The following is an 18,802-nucleotide window of genomic DNA, read 5'->3' as shown; positions in this document are numbered from 1 at the left end:
GCGTGCACTCCATTTCTCAATCTGGACACCCAAAAGCCTTGATACGCCTGCTGAAGTTCTTCTGGTGGTCTTTCGTCGCAGTCATCTGCGCGCTCGTACTCGGTCTGAGCGGCGCGTTTCTGTATCTTAGTCCCAGCCTGCCTTCGGTCGAGTCGCTCAGAAGCATCCAGTTGCAGATCCCCCTGAGGGTGTACAGCAGCGACGGCAAACTGATTGCCGAGTTCGGCGAGATGCGGCGGTCTCCGATCCGTTTCGCGGAAATTCCCCCACAGTTCATCCAGGCACTTCTGTCAGCCGAAGACGACAATTTCCTCAACCACTACGGGGTCGATCCGAGCAGCCTGATGCGCGCCGCGACCCAGCTGGTGAAGTCGGGTCACATCCAGACCGGCGGCAGCACGATCACCATGCAGGTGGCGAAGAACTTCTTCCTCACCAGCGAGCGCAGCTTCTCGCGCAAGACCAACGAAATTCTCCTGGCCCTGCAGATCGAACGTGAGCTGACCAAGGACGAGATCCTCGAGCTGTACGTCAACAAGATCTACCTGGGCAACCGCGCCTACGGCATCGACGCCGCCGCGCAGGTCTACTACGGCAAGTCGATCCGTGACGTCAGCCTGGCGCAGATGGCCATGATCGCCGGCCTGCCCAAGGCACCGTCGCGCTTCAACCCGCTGGCCAACCCGACCCGCGCCAAAGAGCGCCGCGACTGGATCCTCGGCCGCATGCACAAGCTCGGCAAGATCGACGACGCCAGCTACCAGACCGCCCTGGCCGAGCCGCTGAATGCCAGTTATCACGTGCCGACGCCGGAAGTGAACGCGCCGTACATCGCCGAAATGGCCCGCGCTGAAATGGTCGGCCGTTATGGCAGCGAGGCCTATACCGAAGGTTTCCGGGTGACCACCACGGTGCCCAGCGACATGCAGCGGATGGGCAACGATGCCGTGCTCAATGGCCTCTCCGATTACGATGAGCGCCATGGCTACCGCGGCCCTGAGTCACGCTTCCCCGGCAAAACCCACGCCGCCTGGCTGCAGGAGCTGGCCAAGCAGCGCACCCTCGGCGGCCTGGAACCCGCCATCGTCACCCAGGTCGACAAGTCCGGCCTGACCGTGCTCACCCGCAACGGCGAAGAGCAGAGCGTTGCCTGGGACACCATGAAATGGGCCCGGCCGTTCCTCAACAGCAACTCCCAGGGCCGCGCGCCGCAGTCGCCGGCCGATGTCGCCCAGATCGGTGACCTGGTCCGCGTGCAGCGCCTCGAAGAGGGCAAGCTCAAGTTCAGCCAGGTGCCTGGCGCACAGAGCGCACTGGTCACCCTCGACCCGTACAACGGCGCCATTCGTGCCCTGGTCGGCGGCTTCTCGTTCGAGCAGAGCAACTACAACCGGGCGATGCAGGCCAAGCGCCAGCCAGGTTCGAGCTTCAAGCCGTTCGTCTACAGCGCCGCACTGGACAGCGGCTACACCGCCGCCAGCCTGGTCAACGATGCGCCGATCGTGTTCGTCGACGAGTACCTGGACAAGGTCTGGCGGCCGAAGAACGACACCAACACCTTCCTCGGCCCGATCCGTATGCGCGAGGCGCTGTACAAGTCGCGCAACCTGGTATCGATCCGCCTGCTGCAGGCGATGGGCGTCGACCGCACGATCGACTACATCGCCAAGTTCGGCTTCAACAAACAGGACCTGCCCCGCAACCTGTCCCTGGCGCTGGGCACTGCGACGCTGACACCGATGGAGATCGCCACCGGCTGGAGCACCTTTGCCAACGGCGGCTACAAGATCACCCCGTACTTGATCGACCGCATCGACAGCCGCAATGGCGAGACGCTGTTCACCGCCAATCCGGCCCGTGTCCCGCAAGGCAACGGCCAGGATCAAGCCGGCATTGCCGCGCCTGAGCAGCCGATCAGCACTGCCGCCATGCCTGGCGAGGCACCTCCGGTGTTCGGCCAGGTGACACCTGCCCCGCAGGCGCCGGTGATCGCCGAACAGATCGTCGACGGCCGTACCACCTACATCCTCACCAGCATGCTTCAGGACGTGATCAAGCGCGGCACCGGCCGCCGTGCGATGGCACTGGGGCGTACCGACCTGGCGGGCAAGACCGGTACCACCAACGAGTCGAAGGACGCCTGGTTCTCCGGCTATAACGCCGACTACGTGACCACCGTGTGGGTCGGTTTCGACCAGCCGGAAACCCTCGGCCGCCGTGAATATGGCGGTACCGCGGCGTTGCCGATCTGGATGAGCTTCATGGGCGCAGCCCTGAAGGACAAGCCTAACCACCCACCGGCCGAGCCCGACGGCATTCTCAGCCTGCGGGTCGACCCGATCAGCGGCCGCGCCGCCACGCCGAGCACGCCGAACGCCTACTTCGAGCTGTTCAAGGCCGAAGACTCGCCGCCTTCTGCGGATGAGCTGGGCAATGGCGCGGCGCCTGGCAGCCCGCTGCCGGCGGATGAAGCGGCGCCGATGGACCTGTTCTGAGGCATGGCATCAAGTTGACGCAACGTGCATGAATGCCTATGTTCGTTGCGTCGAAGCGACTGACCGGATGAGATTGAGCGCTTCCCAGCGGCCTTGGCCGTAACCGCGCAAGGCGGTTCGCAAGTGGTGTCCGGATCTGCTTCAGCCCACAAAAAAGCCCCGACTCTCTCGAGCCGGGGCTTTTTATGAAGCTACCACCGATCAGCCGTTGAACACGTCATCCACGCTTTTCAGCGGGTAGTGCTTCGGATACGGCAGGGTTGCTACACCGCTTTCGATTGCGGCCTTGGCCACAGCATCGGAAACCAGGGTGATCAGGCGTGGGTCCATTGGCTTCGGAATGATGTACTCACGACCGAATTCCAGGGCCTGTACGCCGTAGGCATCGCAGACTTCCTTCGGCACTGGCTGCTTGGCCAGGTCTTTCAGGGCGATGGCCGCAGCGATCTTCATCTCTTCGTTGATGCGCTTGGCGCGAACGTCCAGGGCACCACGGAAGATGAACGGGAAGCCCAGGACGTTGTTGACCTGGTTCGGGTAGTCGGAACGACCGGTGGCCATGATCACGTCGTCGCGGGTGGCGTGAGCCAGCTCCGGGCTGATCTCTGGATCCGGGTTCGAGCAGGCGAACACGATCGGGTTGGCAGCCATCGACTTCAGGCCTTCTGCGCTCAGCAGGTTCGGGCCGGACAGGCCAACGAACACGTCAGCGCCTTGCAGGGCATCAGCCAGGCTGCGCTTGTCGGTGGCGTGAGCGAACTGCGCCTTGTACTGGTTCAGGTCGTCACGGCCAGCGTGGATCACGCCGGTACGGTCGATCATGAAGATGTTCTCGACCTTGGCACCCATGCTGACCAGCAGCTTCATGCAGGAGATGGCGGCAGCACCGGCACCCAGGCAGACGATCTTGGCTTCGTCGAGCTTCTTGCCGGCGATTTCCAGGGCGTTGATCATGCCGGCCGCGGTGACGATGGCGGTGCCATGCTGGTCATCGTGGAACACCGGGATGTCGCACTGTTCGATCAGGGTGCGCTCGATCTCAAAGCACTCAGGCGCCTTGATGTCTTCCAGGTTGATACCACCGAAGGTGATGGAAATGCGGCGAACGGTGTCGATGAAAGCCTGCGGGCTTTCCGATTCGACTTCGATGTCGAATACGTCGATACCGGCGAAACGCTTGAACAGAACGCCCTTGCCTTCCATGACCGGCTTGGAGGCCAATGGGCCGAGGTCACCCAGGCCAAGAATGGCGGTACCGTCGGAGATCACGGCGACCAGGTTGCCCTTGCCGGTGTATTTGTAGGCCAGCTCTGGATCACGACCGATCTCGCGCACAGGCTCGGCGACGCCCGGGCTGTAGGCCAGGGACAGGTCACGCGCGGTGGCGGTAGGCTTGGTGAGCTCGACGCTCAGTTTCCCCGGACGAGGCTGAGCATGGTATTCGAGAGCGGCGGTTTTCAAGTCTGACATGGTGGGCAATTCCGCTATTTACTGTTCTGACGGACCGCCGAGGATACGCAAAGTGCCGGAAAGCGACAAGACTGGCCGGTCACATGTGTCAAGGCCCTTGGCCTACGACTTTACGCTACAACCCACGGGGCATGCGGGCTTCAGTGTGTACAATCGAGCACTGCAATGTCTACAATTTTTTAACCAGATGTACGTTGCAGCATGCTCGGATCGGTCAATGGCAGCATCCAGCGCCGCTGGCCGGGCTTCAGGCCGCCCTTGCGGGAACGATCCAGCAGCCAACCTCGCGCCTCGACCTGGCGTCCCTTGAGGTTATCGAAGAAGCTCGCCGGGAAGTTGCGCCGCAGACGAGCGGGCACGTGCAGTACGACGCGCTCGCCGAGGTCCAGCCAGACCCCGCCGCGGGTGTGCTGAATGCGCTGGATGGTGCCGCCCAGGATGGCGAAGCCTGGCTGCCGGACATCGCGCTCGGGGCGTACCGGTGACTGCCGCCACAGCCCCGCCCTGACCGCCCTCGCGGCCTGCTCGGCCGCCTGGTGGCAGCCTGACAGGCGCACGTTTGGGGCAAACGCCACGCGAAACCCAAGCCCCTCGCTGAGCAGCACCGCCTCGAGATTGTCGCCATTGCGCCCATAGATGTGCGCCAGGGTGCGCCCGTACTTGTCCTTGGACTCGACCCCCGGCACCAGGCCCACTCGGCCATCACTGGCCTTGATCAGCGCCTGCAGGCGCTGGCGGGCGGCCTCGGCATAGGGTTCGCTGGCGCGCCCCTTGCGGCCGATCTCAGGGGTGTCGATGCCGATCAGACGTACGCTGCGACCGTCGCTCAGACGCACGGTATCGCCATCCACCACCTGGCGCACCGCCACCTGCTGCGGGCTGTCTGGAGAGGGGCAGAAGGCCAGCGCCGGCACGTGCCAGATCGCGGCCATAAAAAAAGCGCCCACAAGGGGCGCTTTTTTTGGCAACAGTGCGAGACCCGAGGGCATCGCCATGCGCATGATTACTTCTTGGCACCGAACATGCCGAAGCGATCTGCGAACTTCTGTACGCGACCACCGGTGTCCAGGACTTTCTGCTTACCAGTGTAGAACGGGTGGCACTGGGAGCACACGTCGATCGCCAGCGGCTTGGCCAGGGTCGAACGGGTTTCGAATTTGCTGCCGCAGCTGCAGGTGACTGCAACTACTTCGTAGTTCGGATGAATATTGGCTTTCATGGTCACTTCCTCGAGCTGCGTGCCGCCACCCAACACCATTGTTGAATACCGCACGTAATTAGGCGGGGAATAATACCAGAGCGCAGCGTCTACGCAAGTTGTCGCTTGCACCGACCGTCGTCTGCTAGGCTCGGCGCATCCCGAAACAGTCCGAAATGCCCTTCAGAGACCTTCTGCGTGTCCGACGTCATCCTGCGCCTTGCCCTGCCCTCGCCCCTGCGTCGCCTGTTCGACTACCGGGCCACGGCGGCGATGGCGCGCCAGCACCTGACCCCCGGCATGCGTATCCGCGTGCCGTTTGGCCGCCGCGAAATGATCGGCGTGCTGGTCGAGGTCTGCGACAAGAGTGAGGTTCCGGCCGACAAGCTCAAGCCGGCCATCGCCCTGCTCGACCCGGTCTCGCCGCTACCGCCGGCACTGTTCAAGCTCTGCCTGTGGACCGCCCAGTACTATCAGCACAGCCTCGGCGACACGCTCAGCTGGGCCCTGCCGGTCCTGTTGCGCCAAGGCGAGCCGGCCGAGATCCGTCAGGAGCGCTTCTGGCAAGTGGCCCCCGGCGCGCGCCACGAAGACCCGCGCATCGCCCGCGCGCCGCGCCAGCGCGAGGCCCTAAAGACCTTGTCGCAACATCCGCATGGCGTGGCCCACAGCCTGCTCAGCAAGCTCGGCCTGAACAAGGACAGCCTCGACCTGCTGCTGGCCAAGGAACTGGTCCAGCTCGAGGTGCGCCGCCAGCTGCCCACGGCGCGCCACGAGCATTGGCTGGCGCAGCCTGAGCTGCCGCTCAACGATGAGCAACGGGCCGCCTTCGAGGCGGTGCGCTCAGGGTTTGGCAGCTTCCACGCGTTTCTCCTGGCCGGGGTCACGGGCAGTGGCAAGACCGAGGTCTACCTGCAACTGATTCGCGAAACCCTCGAGGCCGGCAAGCAGGCGCTGATCCTCATCCCGGAGATCAACCTCGGGCCGCAGACCCTGGCGCGCTTCGAGCAGCGCTTCAACGCGCGGATCGCCTTGCTGCACTCGGCGGTCAATGACCGCGAACGCCTGGATGCCTGGCTGGCCGCTCGCGACGGCGAGGCGGACATCATCATCGGCACCCGTTCGGCGTTGTTCACGCCAATGAAGAACCCCGGCCTGATCATCATCGACGAGGAGCACGACGGCTCCTATAAACAGCAGGAAGGCCTGCGCTATCACGCCCGCGACCTGGCGCTGGTGCGGGCACACCAGGAGCGCATCCCGATCCTGCTTGGCTCCGCCACGCCGTCGCTGGAAAGCCTGCACAACGCCCACAGCGGACGCTACGGCCTGCTGCGCATGGACCAGCGCGCCGGTGGCGCGCGCCAGCCGCGCTTCCTGCGCCTGGACGTGCGCAGCCGGCCGCTCGACAGCGGCATCAGCGGCCCGTTGCAGCAGGCCATCGGCCAGACCCTCGCGGCCGGCCAGCAGGTGCTGGTGTTCCTCAACCGCCGCGGCTTCGCCCCGACCTTGCTGTGCCACGACTGCGGCTGGCTGTCGGAATGCCCCCGCTGCGATGCGCGGATGACCGTGCACCAGCGCTCCGGCGTGCTGCGTTGCCACCACTGCGGCTACGACGAGCGCCTGCCGCTGTGCTGCCCGAAGTGCGCGCATGTCGACCTGCGCCCGGTAGGCGCTGGCACCGAGCGCGCCGAAGAGCGCCTGAAGATTCTCTTCCCGGACTTCCCTGTGCTGCGCGTGGACCGCGACAGCACCTCGCGCAAGGACGCCATGCACAACCTCTTCACCACCATCCAGCGCGGCCAGCCCAGCATCCTCGTGGGCACCCAGATGCTGGCCAAGGGGCACCACTTCCCGCGGGTGACCCTGGTGGCGATTCTCGATGCCGACGGCGGGTTGTTCTCCGGCGATTTTCGCGCCAGCGAACGCATGGCGCAGCTCATCGTCCAGGTCGCCGGCCGCGCTGGCCGCGCCGAGGAGCCGGGCAAGGTGATCATCCAGACCCACCTGGCCGAGCACCCGTTGCTGGTGCAACTGACCGAGCAGGGTTACTTCGCCTTTGCCGAGCAAGCGCTGAGCGAGCGCCGCGCCGCCGGCCTGCCACCGTTCGCCCACCTCGCCCTGCTGCGCGCCGAAGCGCACAAACCTGGGCAGGCCGAAAGCTTCCTCGATGAAGCCTGCAGCGCCGCCGAGCGATTGCTCGCCGAGCAAGGCGGGCAAGGCATCGAACTGCTCGGCCCGGTACCGGCGCCGATGGAGCGCCGGGCCGGGCGCTACCGGGCGCAACTGCTGCTCCAGGCCAATGCCCGGGCCTCGCTGCATCGGCTGATCAGTGCCTGGTTGCTGGTGCTGGAGCAAATGCCGTCCGGGCGCGCGGTACGCTGGTCGCTGGATGTCGATCCGGTGGACCTGTATTGAGCCTGTGCGGCCCCACGGGCAACCCGCTCGCCCTCAAAGGTTGGCAACCACGGCTGAGCCACGGATAATGTCCAGTTTTTCCACCTGCGCATCGAAGCGCCCCGCCGCGCTTGCGGTCGAAAAGAGAATCCCATGAAAGACACCATTCGCCAGCTGATCCAGCAAGCCCTCACCCAACTCGTCACCGACGGTGTGTTGCCTGAAGGGCTGACCCCGGCGATCCAGGTGGAAAACGCCCGCGACAAGACCCACGGCGACTTCGCCAGCAACATCGCCATGATGCTGGCCAAGCCGGCCGGCATGAAGCCGCGCGACCTGGCCGACAAGCTGATCGCCGCGCTGCCCGCCAGTGACGACATCAGCAAGGTCGAAATCGCCGGCCCGGGCTTCCTCAACTTCTTCCAGAACACCGCCGCCCTGGCCCAGCGCCTCGACGCCGCCCTGGCCGACGCCCAGCTCGGCGTGCGCAAGGCCGGCCCGGCCGAAAAAGTGGTGGTCGACCTGTCGGCCCCCAACCTGGCCAAGGAAATGCACGTCGGCCACCTGCGCTCGACCATCATCGGCGACAGCGTGGCACGCGTGCTGGAGTTCCTCGGCGACACCGTGATCCGCCAGAACCACGTTGGCGACTGGGGCACCCAGTTCGGCATGCTGATGGCCTATCTGCAGGAAAACCCGATCACCAGCGACGAGCTGTCGGACCTGGAGAACTTCTACCGCGCGGCGAAAAAGCGCTTCGACGAATCCGAAGAGTTCGCCACCCGCGCCCGCGGCCTGGTGGTCAAGCTGCAGGCCGGCGACCCGGATTGCCTGGCGCTGTGGACGCGCTTCAAGGACATCTCGCTGTCGCACTGCCAGAAGACCTACGAGCTGCTCAACGTCAAGCTGAGCATGGCCGACGTGATGGGCGAGAGCGCCTACAACGACGACCTGGCCAACGTGGTTGCCGACCTCAAGGCCAAGGGCCTGCTGGTCGAGAGCCAGGGCGCTCAGTGTGTGTTCCTCGACGAGTTCAAGAACGCCGAAGGCGAGCCGCTGCCGGTGATCGTGCAGAAGGCCGATGGCGGCTACCTGTACGCCACCACCGACCTGGCCGCTGTGCGCTACCGCAGCAACACGCTCAAGGCTGATCGCGCCCTGTACTTCGTCGACCAGCGCCAGGCCCTGCACTTCAACCAAGTGTTCGAAGTGGCCCGCCGCGCCGGCTTCGTCGGCCACCCGATGCACATGGAGCACATGGGCTTCGGCACCATGAACGGCGCCGACGGCCGTCCGTTCAAGACCCGTGACGGCGGCACCGTCAAGCTGATCGACCTGCTCACCGAAGCCAAGGAACGCGCCTACGCGCTGGTCAAAGACAAGAACCCGAGCCTGGCCGAAGACGACCTGCGCAGCATCGCCGAAGTCGTCGGCATCGGCGCGGTGAAGTACGCCGACCTGTCCAAGCACCGGACCAGCGACTACAGCTTCAACTTCGAGCTGATGCTCAACTTCGAGGGCAACACCGCGCCGTACCTGCTGTACGCCTACACCCGCGTGGCCGGCGTGTTCCGCAAACTGGGCAAGGGCTATGACGAGGTCGACGGCCAGATCGTCTTGCAGGCCGCCCACGAGCAGGACCTGGCGGCGCGCCTGGCACAGTTCGGCGAAGTGCTGAACAACGTCGCCGACAAAGGCACCCCGCACGTGCTGTGCAGCTACCTGTACGACATCGCCGGGCTGTTCTCGAGCTTCTACGAGAACTGCCCGATCCTCGCCGCCGAAACCGCCGAACAGCAGCAGAGCCGCCTGCGCCTCGCCGCCCTGACCGGCCGTACGCTCAAGCAAGGCCTGGAGCTGCTCGGCCTGGAAACCCTGGAGCGCATGTAAGTTGGCTGCCAAGAAAAAACCCGCACCCAAGCGCGGCGCCAGCCGCCAACAGGCCCCGGCCAAACAGCCGATCCCCGGTTGGGTGTGGCTGGCGGTCGGCCTCACGGTCGGCGCCTTCATCGTCTTTCTGATGAAGCTCGAGCCGGGCGGCGACGACATCAAGCGCGCCAAGCCCGAGCAGCAGAAGCCGGCCAAGGTCGCCGAAGCCGCCAAAGGCAGCACGGCGACGCCCCAGCAACCGCTCAAGCCGAAGTATGATTTCTATACCCTGCTGCCAGAGTCGGAAGTCATCGTGCCGCCCGAGGCCGTGCCGGAGAAGACCCCGCCCGTGCCAGCGCAACCGGTGACCCCGGTAACGCCAGCAGAGGCGGCAAAGATCGACACCGCCCGCGCCCAGGCGGCCCTGCTGGGGCAGACGCCGCCGCCCCCGCCGCCGGTGATCAAGCCGGCCGCGACCACGCAGTTCTTCCTGCAGGCGGGGTCGTTCCGCAAGGAGGCTGATGCCGACAAGGTGCGTGCGCAGATCATCCTGCTGGGTCAGGTGGTCAAGGTGGAGTCGGGCACGGTCAAGGAAGAGACCTGGTACCGCGTGCTGGTCGGCCCGTTCAGCAACCGAGAACAGCTGACCGTGGCGCAGAAGCAGTTGGCAGGCGCGGGGTTCAACAACCTCCTGCTGCAACAGCGGCAGACCCGCCAGTAAGCAAAAAAGGCCCTGCCGCAGTCATGCGACAGGGCCTTTTTTGTGGCGACCTCAAGGCCTTGCGGCATTGACCTCGGAGATCTGCCGGTTGAGGGTCCAGAAGTCGTACAGCACGCCCACCAGGAACAGCCCACCGGTGAAGAAATAGATGATCGCGCTGATCCACTTGCCCTGATACAGGCGATGCGCGCCAAAGATGCCCAGGAACGTCAGCAGCACCCACGCCAGGTTGTAGTCCACGCGCCCGGCCTGGAAGCGCATATCGGCTTCACGGTCCATCGCCGGGATCAGGAACAGGTCGATCAGCCAGCCGATGCCCAGCAGCCCCAAGGTAAAGAACCAGATCGTCCCGGTGATCGGCTTGCCGTAGTAGAAACGGTGCGAGCCGGTAAAGCCGAAGATCCACAGCAGATAGCCGAGGACCTTGCTGTGGGTGTCGTGAAACGGCGACCCCTGTTGATAACTGTTCATTCTTAACCCTCGTCGCTTAGCCCAAAATTTTCCAAGAAAAAATGTGACTTTTTCGTGGCGAGTCGACGTATGGCACCCTGCCAGTCGACCAACGGATCATTTTTTGAGCAAAAAGCTGTTATAAAGTTGCGCGCCAACACCTAATTTTAAACATATGAGCTTCATCTATGCCGCCTTTACTCAAGACATGGCTGACCCTCTGCCTTTTATTACCACTGGCAGCCCACGCCACCAATCGTGAGCAACGTCTTCCCAACGGCTTCACGGGCTATACCACCAACGCCACCGTGAAGCGCGCACCGGCCAAAACCAGCAGCCTGCGTGCCCGCCCGAACAACGCCGCCAAGGCGCGTGATGGCGTGCCTGCCCTGGCCATGTCGGCCAAGCAGAGCAGCGATGTGCTCAGCCGCGCGGTGAACGTCCTCGGTACGCCGTACCGCTGGGGCGGCAGCAGCCCGACCAAGGGCTTCGACTGCAGCGGCCTGGTCAAGTACGCCTTCAACGATGTGGCGGACGTCGACCTGCCGCGCACCTCCAACGCCATGGCCCAGGGGCATGGTGTCAAGGTAGCACGCAACGATCTCAAGCCTGGCGATCTGATCTTCTTCAACATCAAGAGCCGCAAGGTCAACCACGTCGCCATCTACCTGGGCAACGACCGCTTCATCCACGCGCCGCGACGTGGCAAGCGGGTGAGCATCGATCAGCTGAGCAAGCCGTACTGGCAGAAGCATTACGTCGTTGCCAAGCGCGTGCTGCCCAAAGACCAGCAGGCGCAGGCGCTGCGTCTGGCCAAGGGCTGATCACCACGGCCTCTTCGCGGCGAGCGCGAAGCGGCCGGCACTGACCTACGCGGGCTCGATCACCCCCTGAGCCCGCAAGGCCTGCAACGCCGCCTCCATCGTCCGCATCCCCACCGCCCCACCCGTCTGCATCACCGAGTACAACTGCGCCATCCGACCCTCGCGAATCAGGTTGCGCACCGCCGTCGTGCCCACCAGCACCTCACGCGCCGCCACTCGCCCGCCGCCCACACGCCTGACCAGCACCTGCGCCACCACCAGGCGCAGCGAGTCGGCCAGCATCGCCCGCACCAATGGCTGCTCCTCGGCGGCAAACACCTCCACCAGGCGGTCGACGCTGTTGACGGCCGAGCGGGTATGCACGGTCGCCAGCACCAGGTGGCCGGTCTGCGCGGCACGCAGGGCCAGGCGAATCGACTCCAGGTCGCGCAGCTCACCGAGCATGATCACATCCGGATCCTGGCGCAGGGCACTGCGCAGCGCCTGGGCGAAGTCGCGGCTGTGCCGACCGATCTCGCGCTGGGTGACCAGGCTGCGTTGCCCGCTGTGGATAACTTCGATGGGGTCTTCAAGGGTGATGATGTGCAGCGCGCGCTCACGGTTGAGCCAGTCGACCAGCGCGGCCAGGCTGCTCGACTTGCCGCTGCCGGTCGGGCCACCGACCAACACCAGACCGTCGGTGTATTGCGCAACAGGTTGAAACACTTCCTCAAGGCCCAGCTCGGCGAGGGTCGGCACCCGCCCAGGTAACAGGCGCACGCTGGCAGCCAGGCCAGCGTGCTGGCAAAACAGGTTCAACCGACAGCGGCTGCCATCGGCCAGGCTCACGGCCAGGTCGAGCTCTTCGCAGGCGCGCCACTGGCGTCGCTGGTCGTCCTCGAGCAGCGGCGCCAGGCCTTCAACCAGCTGGCTGGCCGACAACGGCGCCAGGTCCATGCGCTGCAATTGCCCATCCAGGCGCAGCAGCGGTGTCTCGCCCACGGCCAGGTGCAGGTCGGATGCCCCCGCGGCTGCGGCCCGGGCCAGCAGGTCGGTAACGTCCATGAGACTCCCCAAAGGCCATCAAGCAGGTAGAATGCCGCAGACCCCTGAGCCGCCGGCATCGATCCATGTCCACCATAGCAGACAACCTTGGCGCCCTCGCCGCGCGCATCGACAGTGCGGCGCAGGCCTGCGCACGCGACCCGGCCAGCATCCAGTTGCTGGCCGTGAGCAAGACCAAACCGGCCGCCGCCGTGCGCGAAGCCTATGCGGCAGGCATACGCCATGTCGGTGAAAATTACCTGCAGGAGGCCTTGGCCAAGCAGGAAGAATTAACCGACCTGCCCTTGACCTGGCACTTCATCGGCCCCATTCAGTCGAACAAGACCCGTGCAATCGCCGAACATTTCGACTGGGTACACTCCGTGGACCGCCTGAAGATCGCCCAACGCCTGTCCGAACAACGCCCTGCCGGGCTGCCACCGCTGAACATCTGCCTGCAGGTCAACGTCAGCGGCGAAGACAGCAAGTCCGGTTGCGCGGCGGCCGAGCTGCCTGCCCTGGCCGCCGCCGTTGCGGCGTTGCCTGGCCTGCGCCTGCGCGGGCTGATGGCGATCCCCGAGCCCAGCGATGAGCGTGCCGAGCAGGAAGCCGCCTTCGCCCGCCTGCGCACACTGCAGGAGGGCCTGGGCCTTGGCCTGGACACCCTGTCGATGGGCATGAGCCATGACCTCGAAGCCGCAATCGCCCAAGGCGCGACCTGGGTGCGCATCGGTACCGCTTTGTTCGGCGCCCGTGACTACGGACGCGCATGAAACCTGTTCAACTCACTCTTTCCCTCAAGGACCTGACATGAGCGACACACGTATTGCCTTTATCGGCGCCGGCAACATGGCCGCCAGCCTGATCGGCGGCCTGCGTGCGCAGGGTCTGGACGCCAAGCAGATCCGCGCCAGCGACCCGGGCGCCGAGACCCGCAGCCGCGTCCAGGCCGAGCACGGCATCGAGGTATTCGAAGACAACGCCCAGGCGATCGCCGACGCCGACGTCATCGTCCTGGCGGTCAAGCCGCAGGTCATGAAGGCCGTCTGCCAAGACCTGCAGGCCAGCCTGCGGGACGGCCAGCTGATCGTCTCGATCGCCGCCGGCATCACCTGTGCCAGCCTGCAGGACTGGCTGGGCGCGCGCCCGGTCGTACGCTGCATGCCCAACACCCCGGCGCTGCTGCGCCAAGGCGTGAGTGGCCTGTACGCCACCGCCGAGGTGTCCAGCGCGCAACGCCAGCAGGCCGAGCAACTGCTGTCGGCGGTCGGTACCGCGCTGTGGCTCGACCAGGAGCAGCAACTGGACGCGGTCACCGCTGTTTCCGGCAGCGGCCCGGCGTATTTCTTCCTGCTGATCGAAGCCATGACCGCAGCCGGCGAGAAACTCGGCCTGCCGCGCGAAACCGCCTCGCAGCTGACCCTGCAAACCGCCCTGGGCGCCGCACGCATGGCTGTCGCCAGTGACGTCGACGCCGCCGAACTGCGCCGCCGGGTGACCTCGCCCGCTGGCACCACCGAGGCGGCGATCAAGTCGTTCCAGGGCAACGCTTTCGAGGCCATCGTCGAACAGGCGCTGCAGGCTGCGGCGACTCGTTCCGCCGAGCTGGCCGAACAATTGGGCAAATAAGGAGCTGTTGATGAATGCACTGTCCGGCGCCGCGATTTTCGTGGTGCAAACCCTGGTCAGCCTGTACCTGGTGATCGTCCTGCTGCGCTTCGTGCTGCAACTGGTCAAGGCCGACTTCTACAACCCGCTGAGCCAGTTCGCGGTGCGCGCCACCCAGCCACTGCTCAAGCCAATCCGCCGTATCGTCCCCAGCATCGCGGGCCTCGACACGTCGTCGCTGCTGCTGGCCATCGTCATCCAGGCGTTGCTGATGGCCTTCGTGATGCTGTTCGTCAATCTCGGCTACACGCCGCTGCAATTGATCATATGGGCAATCATTGGCATCACCTCGCTGTTCCTGAAGATTTTCTGGGTGGCGATGATCGTCATGGTGATCGTCTCCTGGGTCGCACCGAACAGCCACAACCCCGCCGCAGAACTGGCCTATCAGATCAGCGAACCGGTGCTGGCACCGTTCCGCAAGCTGGTGCCGAACCTGGGTGGCATGGACATCTCGCCGATCTTCGCTTTCCTGGCGATTCAGGTGATTCAGGCATACGCCATGCCGCCGCTGGCTGACTATGTCGGCATGCCGGAAATCCTCTGGCGACTGATCTGATCTGCTAGCGCCCACCAGCGGCAAGCCTTTGCTTGCCGCTGGGGGTAGCGCTCTTTAGACTTACGCCTCCGTCAAGCGTGAGCAGGGTCGATGTCCACTGTCTTTCCCGAAGATTCCGTCGGTCTGGTAACACCGCAGACTGCCCGGTTCGATGAACCGTTGGCCCTTGCCTGTGGCCGATCGCTGGCCAGCTACGAGCTGGTCTATGAAACCTATGGCACGCTGAACAGCAGCGCGAGCAACGCCGTGCTGATCTGCCATGCGCTGTCCGGCCATCACCATGCCGCAGGCTTCCATAGCGCAGACGACCGCAAGCCGGGCTGGTGGGACAGCTGCATCGGCCCCGGCAAGCCAATCGACACCAACCGGTTCTTCGTGGTCAGCCTGAACAACCTCGGTGGCTGCAACGGCAGCACCGGCCCGAGCAGCCTCAACCCGCTCACCGGCAAGCCCTACGGCGCCGACTTCCCGGTATTGACGGTCGAAGACTGGGTGCACAGCCAGGTGCGCCTTGCCGATCGCCTGGGCATTGGCCAGTGGGCCGCCGTGGTCGGTGGCAGCCTGGGCGGCATGCAGGCGCTGCAATGGACCATCACCTACCCGGACCGGGTTCGCCACTGCGTGGACGTCGCCTCGGCCCCCAAGCTGTCGGCGCAGAACATCGCCTTCAACGAAGTGGCGCGCCAGGCCATCCTCACCGACCCCGAGTTCCACGGCGGTTCGTTCCAGGACCAGGGCGTGATCCCCAAGCGCGGCCTGATGCTGGCGCGCATGGTCGGCCACATCACCTACCTGTCGGATGACTCGATGGGTGAAAAATTCGGCCGCGAGTTGAAAAGCGACAAGCTCAACTACGATTTCCACAGCGTCGAATTCCAGGTCGAGAGCTACCTGCGTTACCAGGGTGAAGAATTCTCCGGCCGCTTCGACGCCAACACCTACCTGCTGATGACCAAGGCGCTGGACTACTTCGACCCGGCCGCGGCCCACGGCGGCGACCTGTCGGCAACCCTCGCGCACGTCACTGCGGACTACTGCATCATGTCGTTCACCACCGACTGGCGCTTCTCGCCGGCCCGCTCGCGGGAAATCGTCGACGCCCTGATGGCGGCGCGCAAGAACGTCTGTTACCTGGAAATCGACTCGCCCTACGGGCACGATGCCTTCCTGATCCCCACGCCTCGCTACATGCAGGGATTCTCGAACTACATGAACCGCATCGCCCTCTGAGGACCGCATGAGAGCCGACCTGGAAATCATCCAAGACTGGATCCCCGCCGGCAGCCGGGTCCTCGACCTGGGCTGCGGCAACGGCGAGCTGCTGGCTTCGTTGCGCGACCGCAAGCAAGTCACCGGCTATGGCCTGGAAATCGACGCCGACAACATCGCCGCCTGCGTGGCCAAGGGCGTCAACGTCATCGAGCAAGACCTCGACAAGGGCCTGGGCAACTTCGCCAGCAACAGCTTTGACGTGGTGGTCATGACCCAGGCCCTGCAGGCCGTCGAATACCCCGACCGGATCCTCGCCGAAATGCTGCGGGTGGGCCGTGAGTGCGTCATCACCTTCCCCAATTTCGGCCACTGGCGCTGCCGCTGGTACCTGGCGACGAAGGGCCGCATGCCGGTCTCGGACTTCATGCCATACACCTGGTACAACACGCCGAACATCCACTTCTGCACCTTTGCCGACTTCGAACGGCTGTGCCTCGACCACCGGGCGAAGATTCTCGACCGGCTGGCAGTCGACCGTCTGCACCGTAACGGGTTGGGCGGGCGGGTTTGGCCTAATCTTCTAGGTGAGATCGGTATCTATCGCGTCAGCAGCCCTGGCCTGGCGGAACACCAGGTCGCGGTCTGACCCGCCCACCCCGGAGGAATGGCCCCATGCGTCGTCTAGCTGTTTTCCTGTTCAGCCTGTGCCTGGCATTGCCGGTACTGGCTGCCGATGCCGCCAAGCCTGAGCGCAAGGAAGTCTTCGGCGACGTGACGGTACACTACAGTGCCTTTACCTCGAGCATGCTGCAGCCGAACATCGCTGCCGCCACTGGCCTGACCCGCAGCAAGAACCAGGGCGTGCTCAACGTGGCGGTGCTCAAGGCCGGCAAGCCGGGCATGGCGGTGGTCAGCGGCACCGTCAAGGACCTGACCGGGCGCAGCAGCCCGCTGTCGTTCAAACAGATCAGCGATCAGGGCGCGGTGTATTACATCGCCCAGTTCAAGATCGAACAGCCAGAAACCCTCACCTTCGACCTGAATGTCGAGACCGGCGGGGTCAGTCACAAACTCAGCTTCAACCAGGAAGTGTTCCCAGGCGAATGATCAATTTCCAGCAACTCGTATTGGCCAGCCACAACGCTGGCAAACTCAAGGAACTCCAGGCCATGCTCGGCGTGTCCGTGCAGCTGCGCTCGATCGGCGAATTCAGCCAGGTCGAGCCGGAAGAGACCGGCCTGTCGTTCGTCGAAAACGCCATTCTCAAGGCGCGTAACGCTGCGCGGATTTCCGGCTTGCCGGCGCTGGCCGACGACTCCGGCCTGGCCGTGGATTACCTCGGCGGTGCACCCGGCATCTACTCGGCGCGCTACGCCGATGGCAAAGGTGATGCGGCCAACAACGCCAAGTTGCTCGACGCCTTGAAAGATGTCCCGGATGATCAGCGCGGGGCCCAGTTCGTCTGCGTCCTGGCGCTGGTACGGCACGCCGACGACCCACTGCCGATTCTCTGCGAAGGCCTGTGGCATGGCAGCATCCTGCACGCCGCCAGCGGCGAGCACGGTTTCGGCTACGACCCGCTGTTCTGGGTGCCCGAGCGCAGTTGTTCGAGCGCCGACCTCGCGCCGCTGGAAAAGAACCAGCTCAGCCACCGCGCCCGGGCCATGGCCCTGCTGCGTCAGCGTCTGGGACTGGCATGACCGAAAAGCCGTCCATCCAGCTGCTCCACCCCGGAGCGGCTGGCGCCAACCTGCATGTGCCACGCCTGGCACTGCCAGAGCTGCCGCCGCTGTCGCTGTACATCCATATCCCCTGGTGCGTGCGCAAGTGCCCCTATTGCGACTTCAACTCGCACCAGGCGGGCCCTGAGCTGCCAGAAGAGGCCTACGTCGATGCGCTGCTGGCCGACCTCGACGAGGAGCTTGGCGCCGTGCTGGGTCGGCCGATCAGCTCGATCTTCTTTGGTGGCGGCACCCCCAGCCTGTTCAGCGCCGACGCGCTGGGCCGATTGCTGCGCGGAGTGGAGCAACGCATCGCGTTCGCCGCCGACATCGAAATCACCCTGGAAGCCAACCCCGGGACGTTCGAGCAGGACAAATTCAAGGCCTACCGGCAGACAGGCATCAACCGGCTGTCGATAGGCGTGCAGAGCTTCCAGCCGGCCAAGCTGGAGAAGCTTGGGCGCATCCATAACGGTGACGAAGCGATTCGTGCCGCCGGCATGGCGCGCGCAGCAGGCTTCGACAACTTCAACATGGACCTCATGCACGGCCTGCCCGATCAGTCGCTGGACGACGCCCTGGGCGACCTGCAACAGGCCATCGACCTCGGCCCGACTCACCTGTCCTGGTACCAGCTGACCGTTGAGCCGAACACGGTGTTCTGGAACCAGCCACCCGAGCTGCCCGAGGACGACATTCTCTGGGACATCCAGGAGGCCGGCCAGGCGCTGATGGCGCAAAACGGCTTCCAGCAATACGAAGTGTCGGCCTACGCCCAGCCTGATCGGGCTGCGCGGCACAACCTCAATTACTGGCGGTTCGGCGACTTCATCGGTATCGGTGCCGGTGCCCACGGCAAGCTGTCGTTCCCGGACGGGCGCATCCTGCGGACCTGGAAGACGCGCCTGCCCAAGGACTACCTGAACCCGGCCAAGCCGTACAAGGCCGGCGAAAAGCTGCTGCCAGTGGACGAACTGCCGTTCGAGTTCCTGATGAACGCCCTGCGCCTGACCCACGGCGTGGAAGCCGACCTGTTCACCCGCCGCACCGGCCTGCCGCTGGAGCAGCTCGCCAAGGCCCGCCGCGAGGCCGAACAAAAAGGCCTTTTGCAGGTCGAACCGGATCGTCTGGCCGCCACGCCGCGCGGCCAGTTGTTCCTCAATGACCTGCTGCAGTATTTCTTGACCTAAGGATG

At 64.8% G+C, this 18,802-nt stretch carries 18 protein-coding genes; 13 read left to right on the top strand and 5 right to left on the bottom strand.

All coding sequences use genetic code 11. The features are described from left to right. Positions 1-41 precede the first annotated feature (41 nt). Entirely contained in the window at positions 42-2,495 is a 2,454-nt protein-coding gene (locus tag CCOS865_RS26875; protein ID WP_415842589.1) for a penicillin-binding protein 1A, read from the top strand. A gap of 201 nt (positions 2,496-2,696) precedes the next feature. Here CCOS865_RS26875 and CCOS865_RS26870 read toward each other — a convergent pair whose 3' ends face one another. The 3 genes from CCOS865_RS26870 to rpmE form a co-directional block, all read right to left on the bottom strand. After that, on the bottom strand, positions 2,697-3,965 hold the full coding sequence (locus CCOS865_RS26870; RefSeq protein WP_119146624.1) for a malic enzyme-like NAD(P)-binding protein: 1,269 nt from the start codon (positions 3,963-3,965) through the stop codon (positions 2,697-2,699). A gap of 179 nt (positions 3,966-4,144) precedes the next feature. Continuing rightward, positions 4,145-4,966, bottom strand: coding sequence for a thermonuclease family protein (locus CCOS865_RS26865; RefSeq protein ID WP_119146622.1), 822 nt, complete (start codon positions 4,964-4,966; stop codon positions 4,145-4,147). 2 nt (positions 4,967-4,968) lie between these two features. After that, a complete protein-coding gene (gene rpmE / locus CCOS865_RS26860; protein WP_119146850.1) occupies positions 4,969-5,184 on the bottom strand; it encodes a 50S ribosomal protein L31 in 216 nt (71 codons plus the stop codon). Between the two features lie 177 nt (positions 5,185-5,361). On the opposite strand from rpmE, the gene CCOS865_RS26855 reads away from it, so the two are divergent. The 3 genes from CCOS865_RS26855 to CCOS865_RS26845 all read left to right on the top strand — a co-directional run bounded on the left by CCOS865_RS26855 (position 5,362) and on the right by CCOS865_RS26845 (position 10,150). After that, on the top strand, positions 5,362-7,581 hold the full coding sequence (locus CCOS865_RS26855; protein WP_119146621.1) for a primosomal protein N': 2,220 nt from the start codon (positions 5,362-5,364) through the stop codon (positions 7,579-7,581). A 132-nt stretch (positions 7,582-7,713) separates the two neighbouring features. Then, positions 7,714-9,450, top strand: a complete 1,737-nt coding sequence (argS, locus tag CCOS865_RS26850) for an arginine--tRNA ligase (protein WP_119146619.1) — start codon at positions 7,714-7,716, stop codon at positions 9,448-9,450. Between the two features lies 1 nt (position 9,451). Continuing rightward, on the top strand, positions 9,452-10,150 hold the full coding sequence (locus tag CCOS865_RS26845; protein ID WP_119146617.1) for an SPOR domain-containing protein: 699 nt from the start codon (positions 9,452-9,454) through the stop codon (positions 10,148-10,150). A 51-nt stretch (positions 10,151-10,201) separates the two neighbouring features. On the opposite strand, the gene CCOS865_RS26840 is transcribed toward CCOS865_RS26845, so the two are convergent. Further along, a complete protein-coding gene (locus CCOS865_RS26840; protein ID WP_119146615.1) occupies positions 10,202-10,621 on the bottom strand; it encodes an NINE protein in 420 nt (139 codons plus the stop codon). 167 nt (positions 10,622-10,788) lie between these two features. Here CCOS865_RS26840 and CCOS865_RS26835 point away from each other — a divergent pair, with 167 nt between their 5' ends. Then, on the top strand, positions 10,789-11,424 hold the full coding sequence (locus CCOS865_RS26835) for a C40 family peptidase (protein WP_119146613.1): 636 nt from the start codon (positions 10,789-10,791) through the stop codon (positions 11,422-11,424). Between the two features lie 45 nt (positions 11,425-11,469). Here CCOS865_RS26835 and CCOS865_RS26830 read toward each other — a convergent pair whose 3' ends face one another. Beyond that, positions 11,470-12,468 carry a type IV pilus twitching motility protein PilT gene (locus tag CCOS865_RS26830; RefSeq protein ID WP_119146611.1) on the bottom strand — a complete coding sequence of 333 codons (999 nt, stop codon included), beginning with the start codon at positions 12,466-12,468 and terminating at the stop codon, positions 11,470-11,472. A gap of 65 nt (positions 12,469-12,533) precedes the next feature. Here CCOS865_RS26830 and CCOS865_RS26825 point away from each other — a divergent pair, with 65 nt between their 5' ends. The 8 genes from CCOS865_RS26825 to hemW all read left to right on the top strand — a co-directional run bounded on the left by CCOS865_RS26825 (position 12,534) and on the right by hemW (position 18,797). Continuing rightward, entirely contained in the window at positions 12,534-13,220 is a 687-nt protein-coding gene (locus CCOS865_RS26825) for a YggS family pyridoxal phosphate-dependent enzyme (RefSeq protein WP_119146609.1), read from the top strand. A 37-nt stretch (positions 13,221-13,257) separates the two neighbouring features. Further along, positions 13,258-14,076: a pyrroline-5-carboxylate reductase gene (proC, locus tag CCOS865_RS26820; RefSeq protein WP_119146607.1), complete on the top strand. Its 819-nt coding sequence runs from the start codon at positions 13,258-13,260 to the stop codon at positions 14,074-14,076. A gap of 10 nt (positions 14,077-14,086) precedes the next feature. Continuing rightward, complete coding sequence (locus tag CCOS865_RS26815) at positions 14,087-14,674, top strand: YggT family protein (protein WP_119146605.1); 588 nt, start codon at positions 14,087-14,089, stop codon at positions 14,672-14,674. A gap of 90 nt (positions 14,675-14,764) precedes the next feature. Further along, positions 14,765-15,904, top strand: a complete 1,140-nt coding sequence (gene metX / locus CCOS865_RS26810; protein WP_119146603.1) for a homoserine O-succinyltransferase MetX — start codon at positions 14,765-14,767, stop codon at positions 15,902-15,904. 7 nt (positions 15,905-15,911) lie between these two features. After that, a complete protein-coding gene (gene metW / locus CCOS865_RS26805) occupies positions 15,912-16,532 on the top strand; it encodes a methionine biosynthesis protein MetW (protein WP_119146601.1) in 621 nt (206 codons plus the stop codon). 26 nt (positions 16,533-16,558) lie between these two features. Then, positions 16,559-16,993: a DUF4426 domain-containing protein gene (locus CCOS865_RS26800; RefSeq protein WP_119146599.1), complete on the top strand. Its 435-nt coding sequence runs from the start codon at positions 16,559-16,561 to the stop codon at positions 16,991-16,993. Further along, entirely contained in the window at positions 16,990-17,586 is a 597-nt protein-coding gene (rdgB, locus tag CCOS865_RS26795; RefSeq protein WP_167469113.1) for an RdgB/HAM1 family non-canonical purine NTP pyrophosphatase, read from the top strand. The genes CCOS865_RS26800 and rdgB overlap by 4 nt, the downstream gene beginning before the upstream one ends. Next, positions 17,583-18,797 carry a radical SAM family heme chaperone HemW gene (gene hemW / locus CCOS865_RS26790; RefSeq protein WP_119146598.1) on the top strand — a complete coding sequence of 405 codons (1,215 nt, stop codon included), beginning with the start codon at positions 17,583-17,585 and terminating at the stop codon, positions 18,795-18,797. The genes rdgB and hemW overlap by 4 nt, the downstream gene beginning before the upstream one ends. Positions 18,798-18,802: the final 5 nt, after the last annotated feature.

Source organism: Pseudomonas reidholzensis, from assembly GCF_900536025.1.
Classification (GTDB): domain Bacteria; phylum Pseudomonadota; class Gammaproteobacteria; order Pseudomonadales; family Pseudomonadaceae; genus Aquipseudomonas; species Aquipseudomonas reidholzensis.
This window is presented reverse-complemented; position numbering and strand designations above follow the sequence as displayed.

Bases quoted from the DNA above. Each gene is read 5' to 3' on its own strand.
- CCOS865_RS26870 (WP_119146624.1), bottom strand. From the start codon at position 3,965: ATGTCAGACTTGAAAACCGCCGCTCTCGAATACCATGCTCAGCCTCGT.
- CCOS865_RS26865 (WP_119146622.1), bottom strand. From the start codon at position 4,966: ATGCGCATGGCGATGCCCTCGGGTCTCGCACTGTTGCCAAAAAAAGCG.
- rpmE (WP_119146850.1), bottom strand. From the start codon at position 5,184: ATGAAAGCCAATATTCATCCGAACTACGAAGTAGTTGCAGTCACCTGC.
- argS (WP_119146619.1), top strand. From the start codon at position 7,714: ATGAAAGACACCATTCGCCAGCTGATCCAGCAAGCCCTCACCCAACTC.
- CCOS865_RS26840 (WP_119146615.1), bottom strand. From the start codon at position 10,621: ATGAACAGTTATCAACAGGGGTCGCCGTTTCACGACACCCACAGCAAG.
- CCOS865_RS26835 (WP_119146613.1), top strand. From the start codon at position 10,789: ATGCCGCCTTTACTCAAGACATGGCTGACCCTCTGCCTTTTATTACCA.
- CCOS865_RS26830 (WP_119146611.1), bottom strand. From the start codon at position 12,468: ATGGACGTTACCGACCTGCTGGCCCGGGCCGCAGCCGCGGGGGCATCC.
- CCOS865_RS26825 (WP_119146609.1), top strand. From the start codon at position 12,534: ATGTCCACCATAGCAGACAACCTTGGCGCCCTCGCCGCGCGCATCGAC.
- proC (WP_119146607.1), top strand. From the start codon at position 13,258: ATGAGCGACACACGTATTGCCTTTATCGGCGCCGGCAACATGGCCGCC.
- CCOS865_RS26815 (WP_119146605.1), top strand. From the start codon at position 14,087: ATGAATGCACTGTCCGGCGCCGCGATTTTCGTGGTGCAAACCCTGGTC.
- metX (WP_119146603.1), top strand. From the start codon at position 14,765: ATGTCCACTGTCTTTCCCGAAGATTCCGTCGGTCTGGTAACACCGCAG.
- metW (WP_119146601.1), top strand. From the start codon at position 15,912: ATGAGAGCCGACCTGGAAATCATCCAAGACTGGATCCCCGCCGGCAGC.
- CCOS865_RS26800 (WP_119146599.1), top strand. From the start codon at position 16,559: ATGCGTCGTCTAGCTGTTTTCCTGTTCAGCCTGTGCCTGGCATTGCCG.
- rdgB (WP_167469113.1), top strand. From the start codon at position 16,990: ATGATCAATTTCCAGCAACTCGTATTGGCCAGCCACAACGCTGGCAAA.
- hemW (WP_119146598.1), top strand. From the start codon at position 17,583: ATGACCGAAAAGCCGTCCATCCAGCTGCTCCACCCCGGAGCGGCTGGC.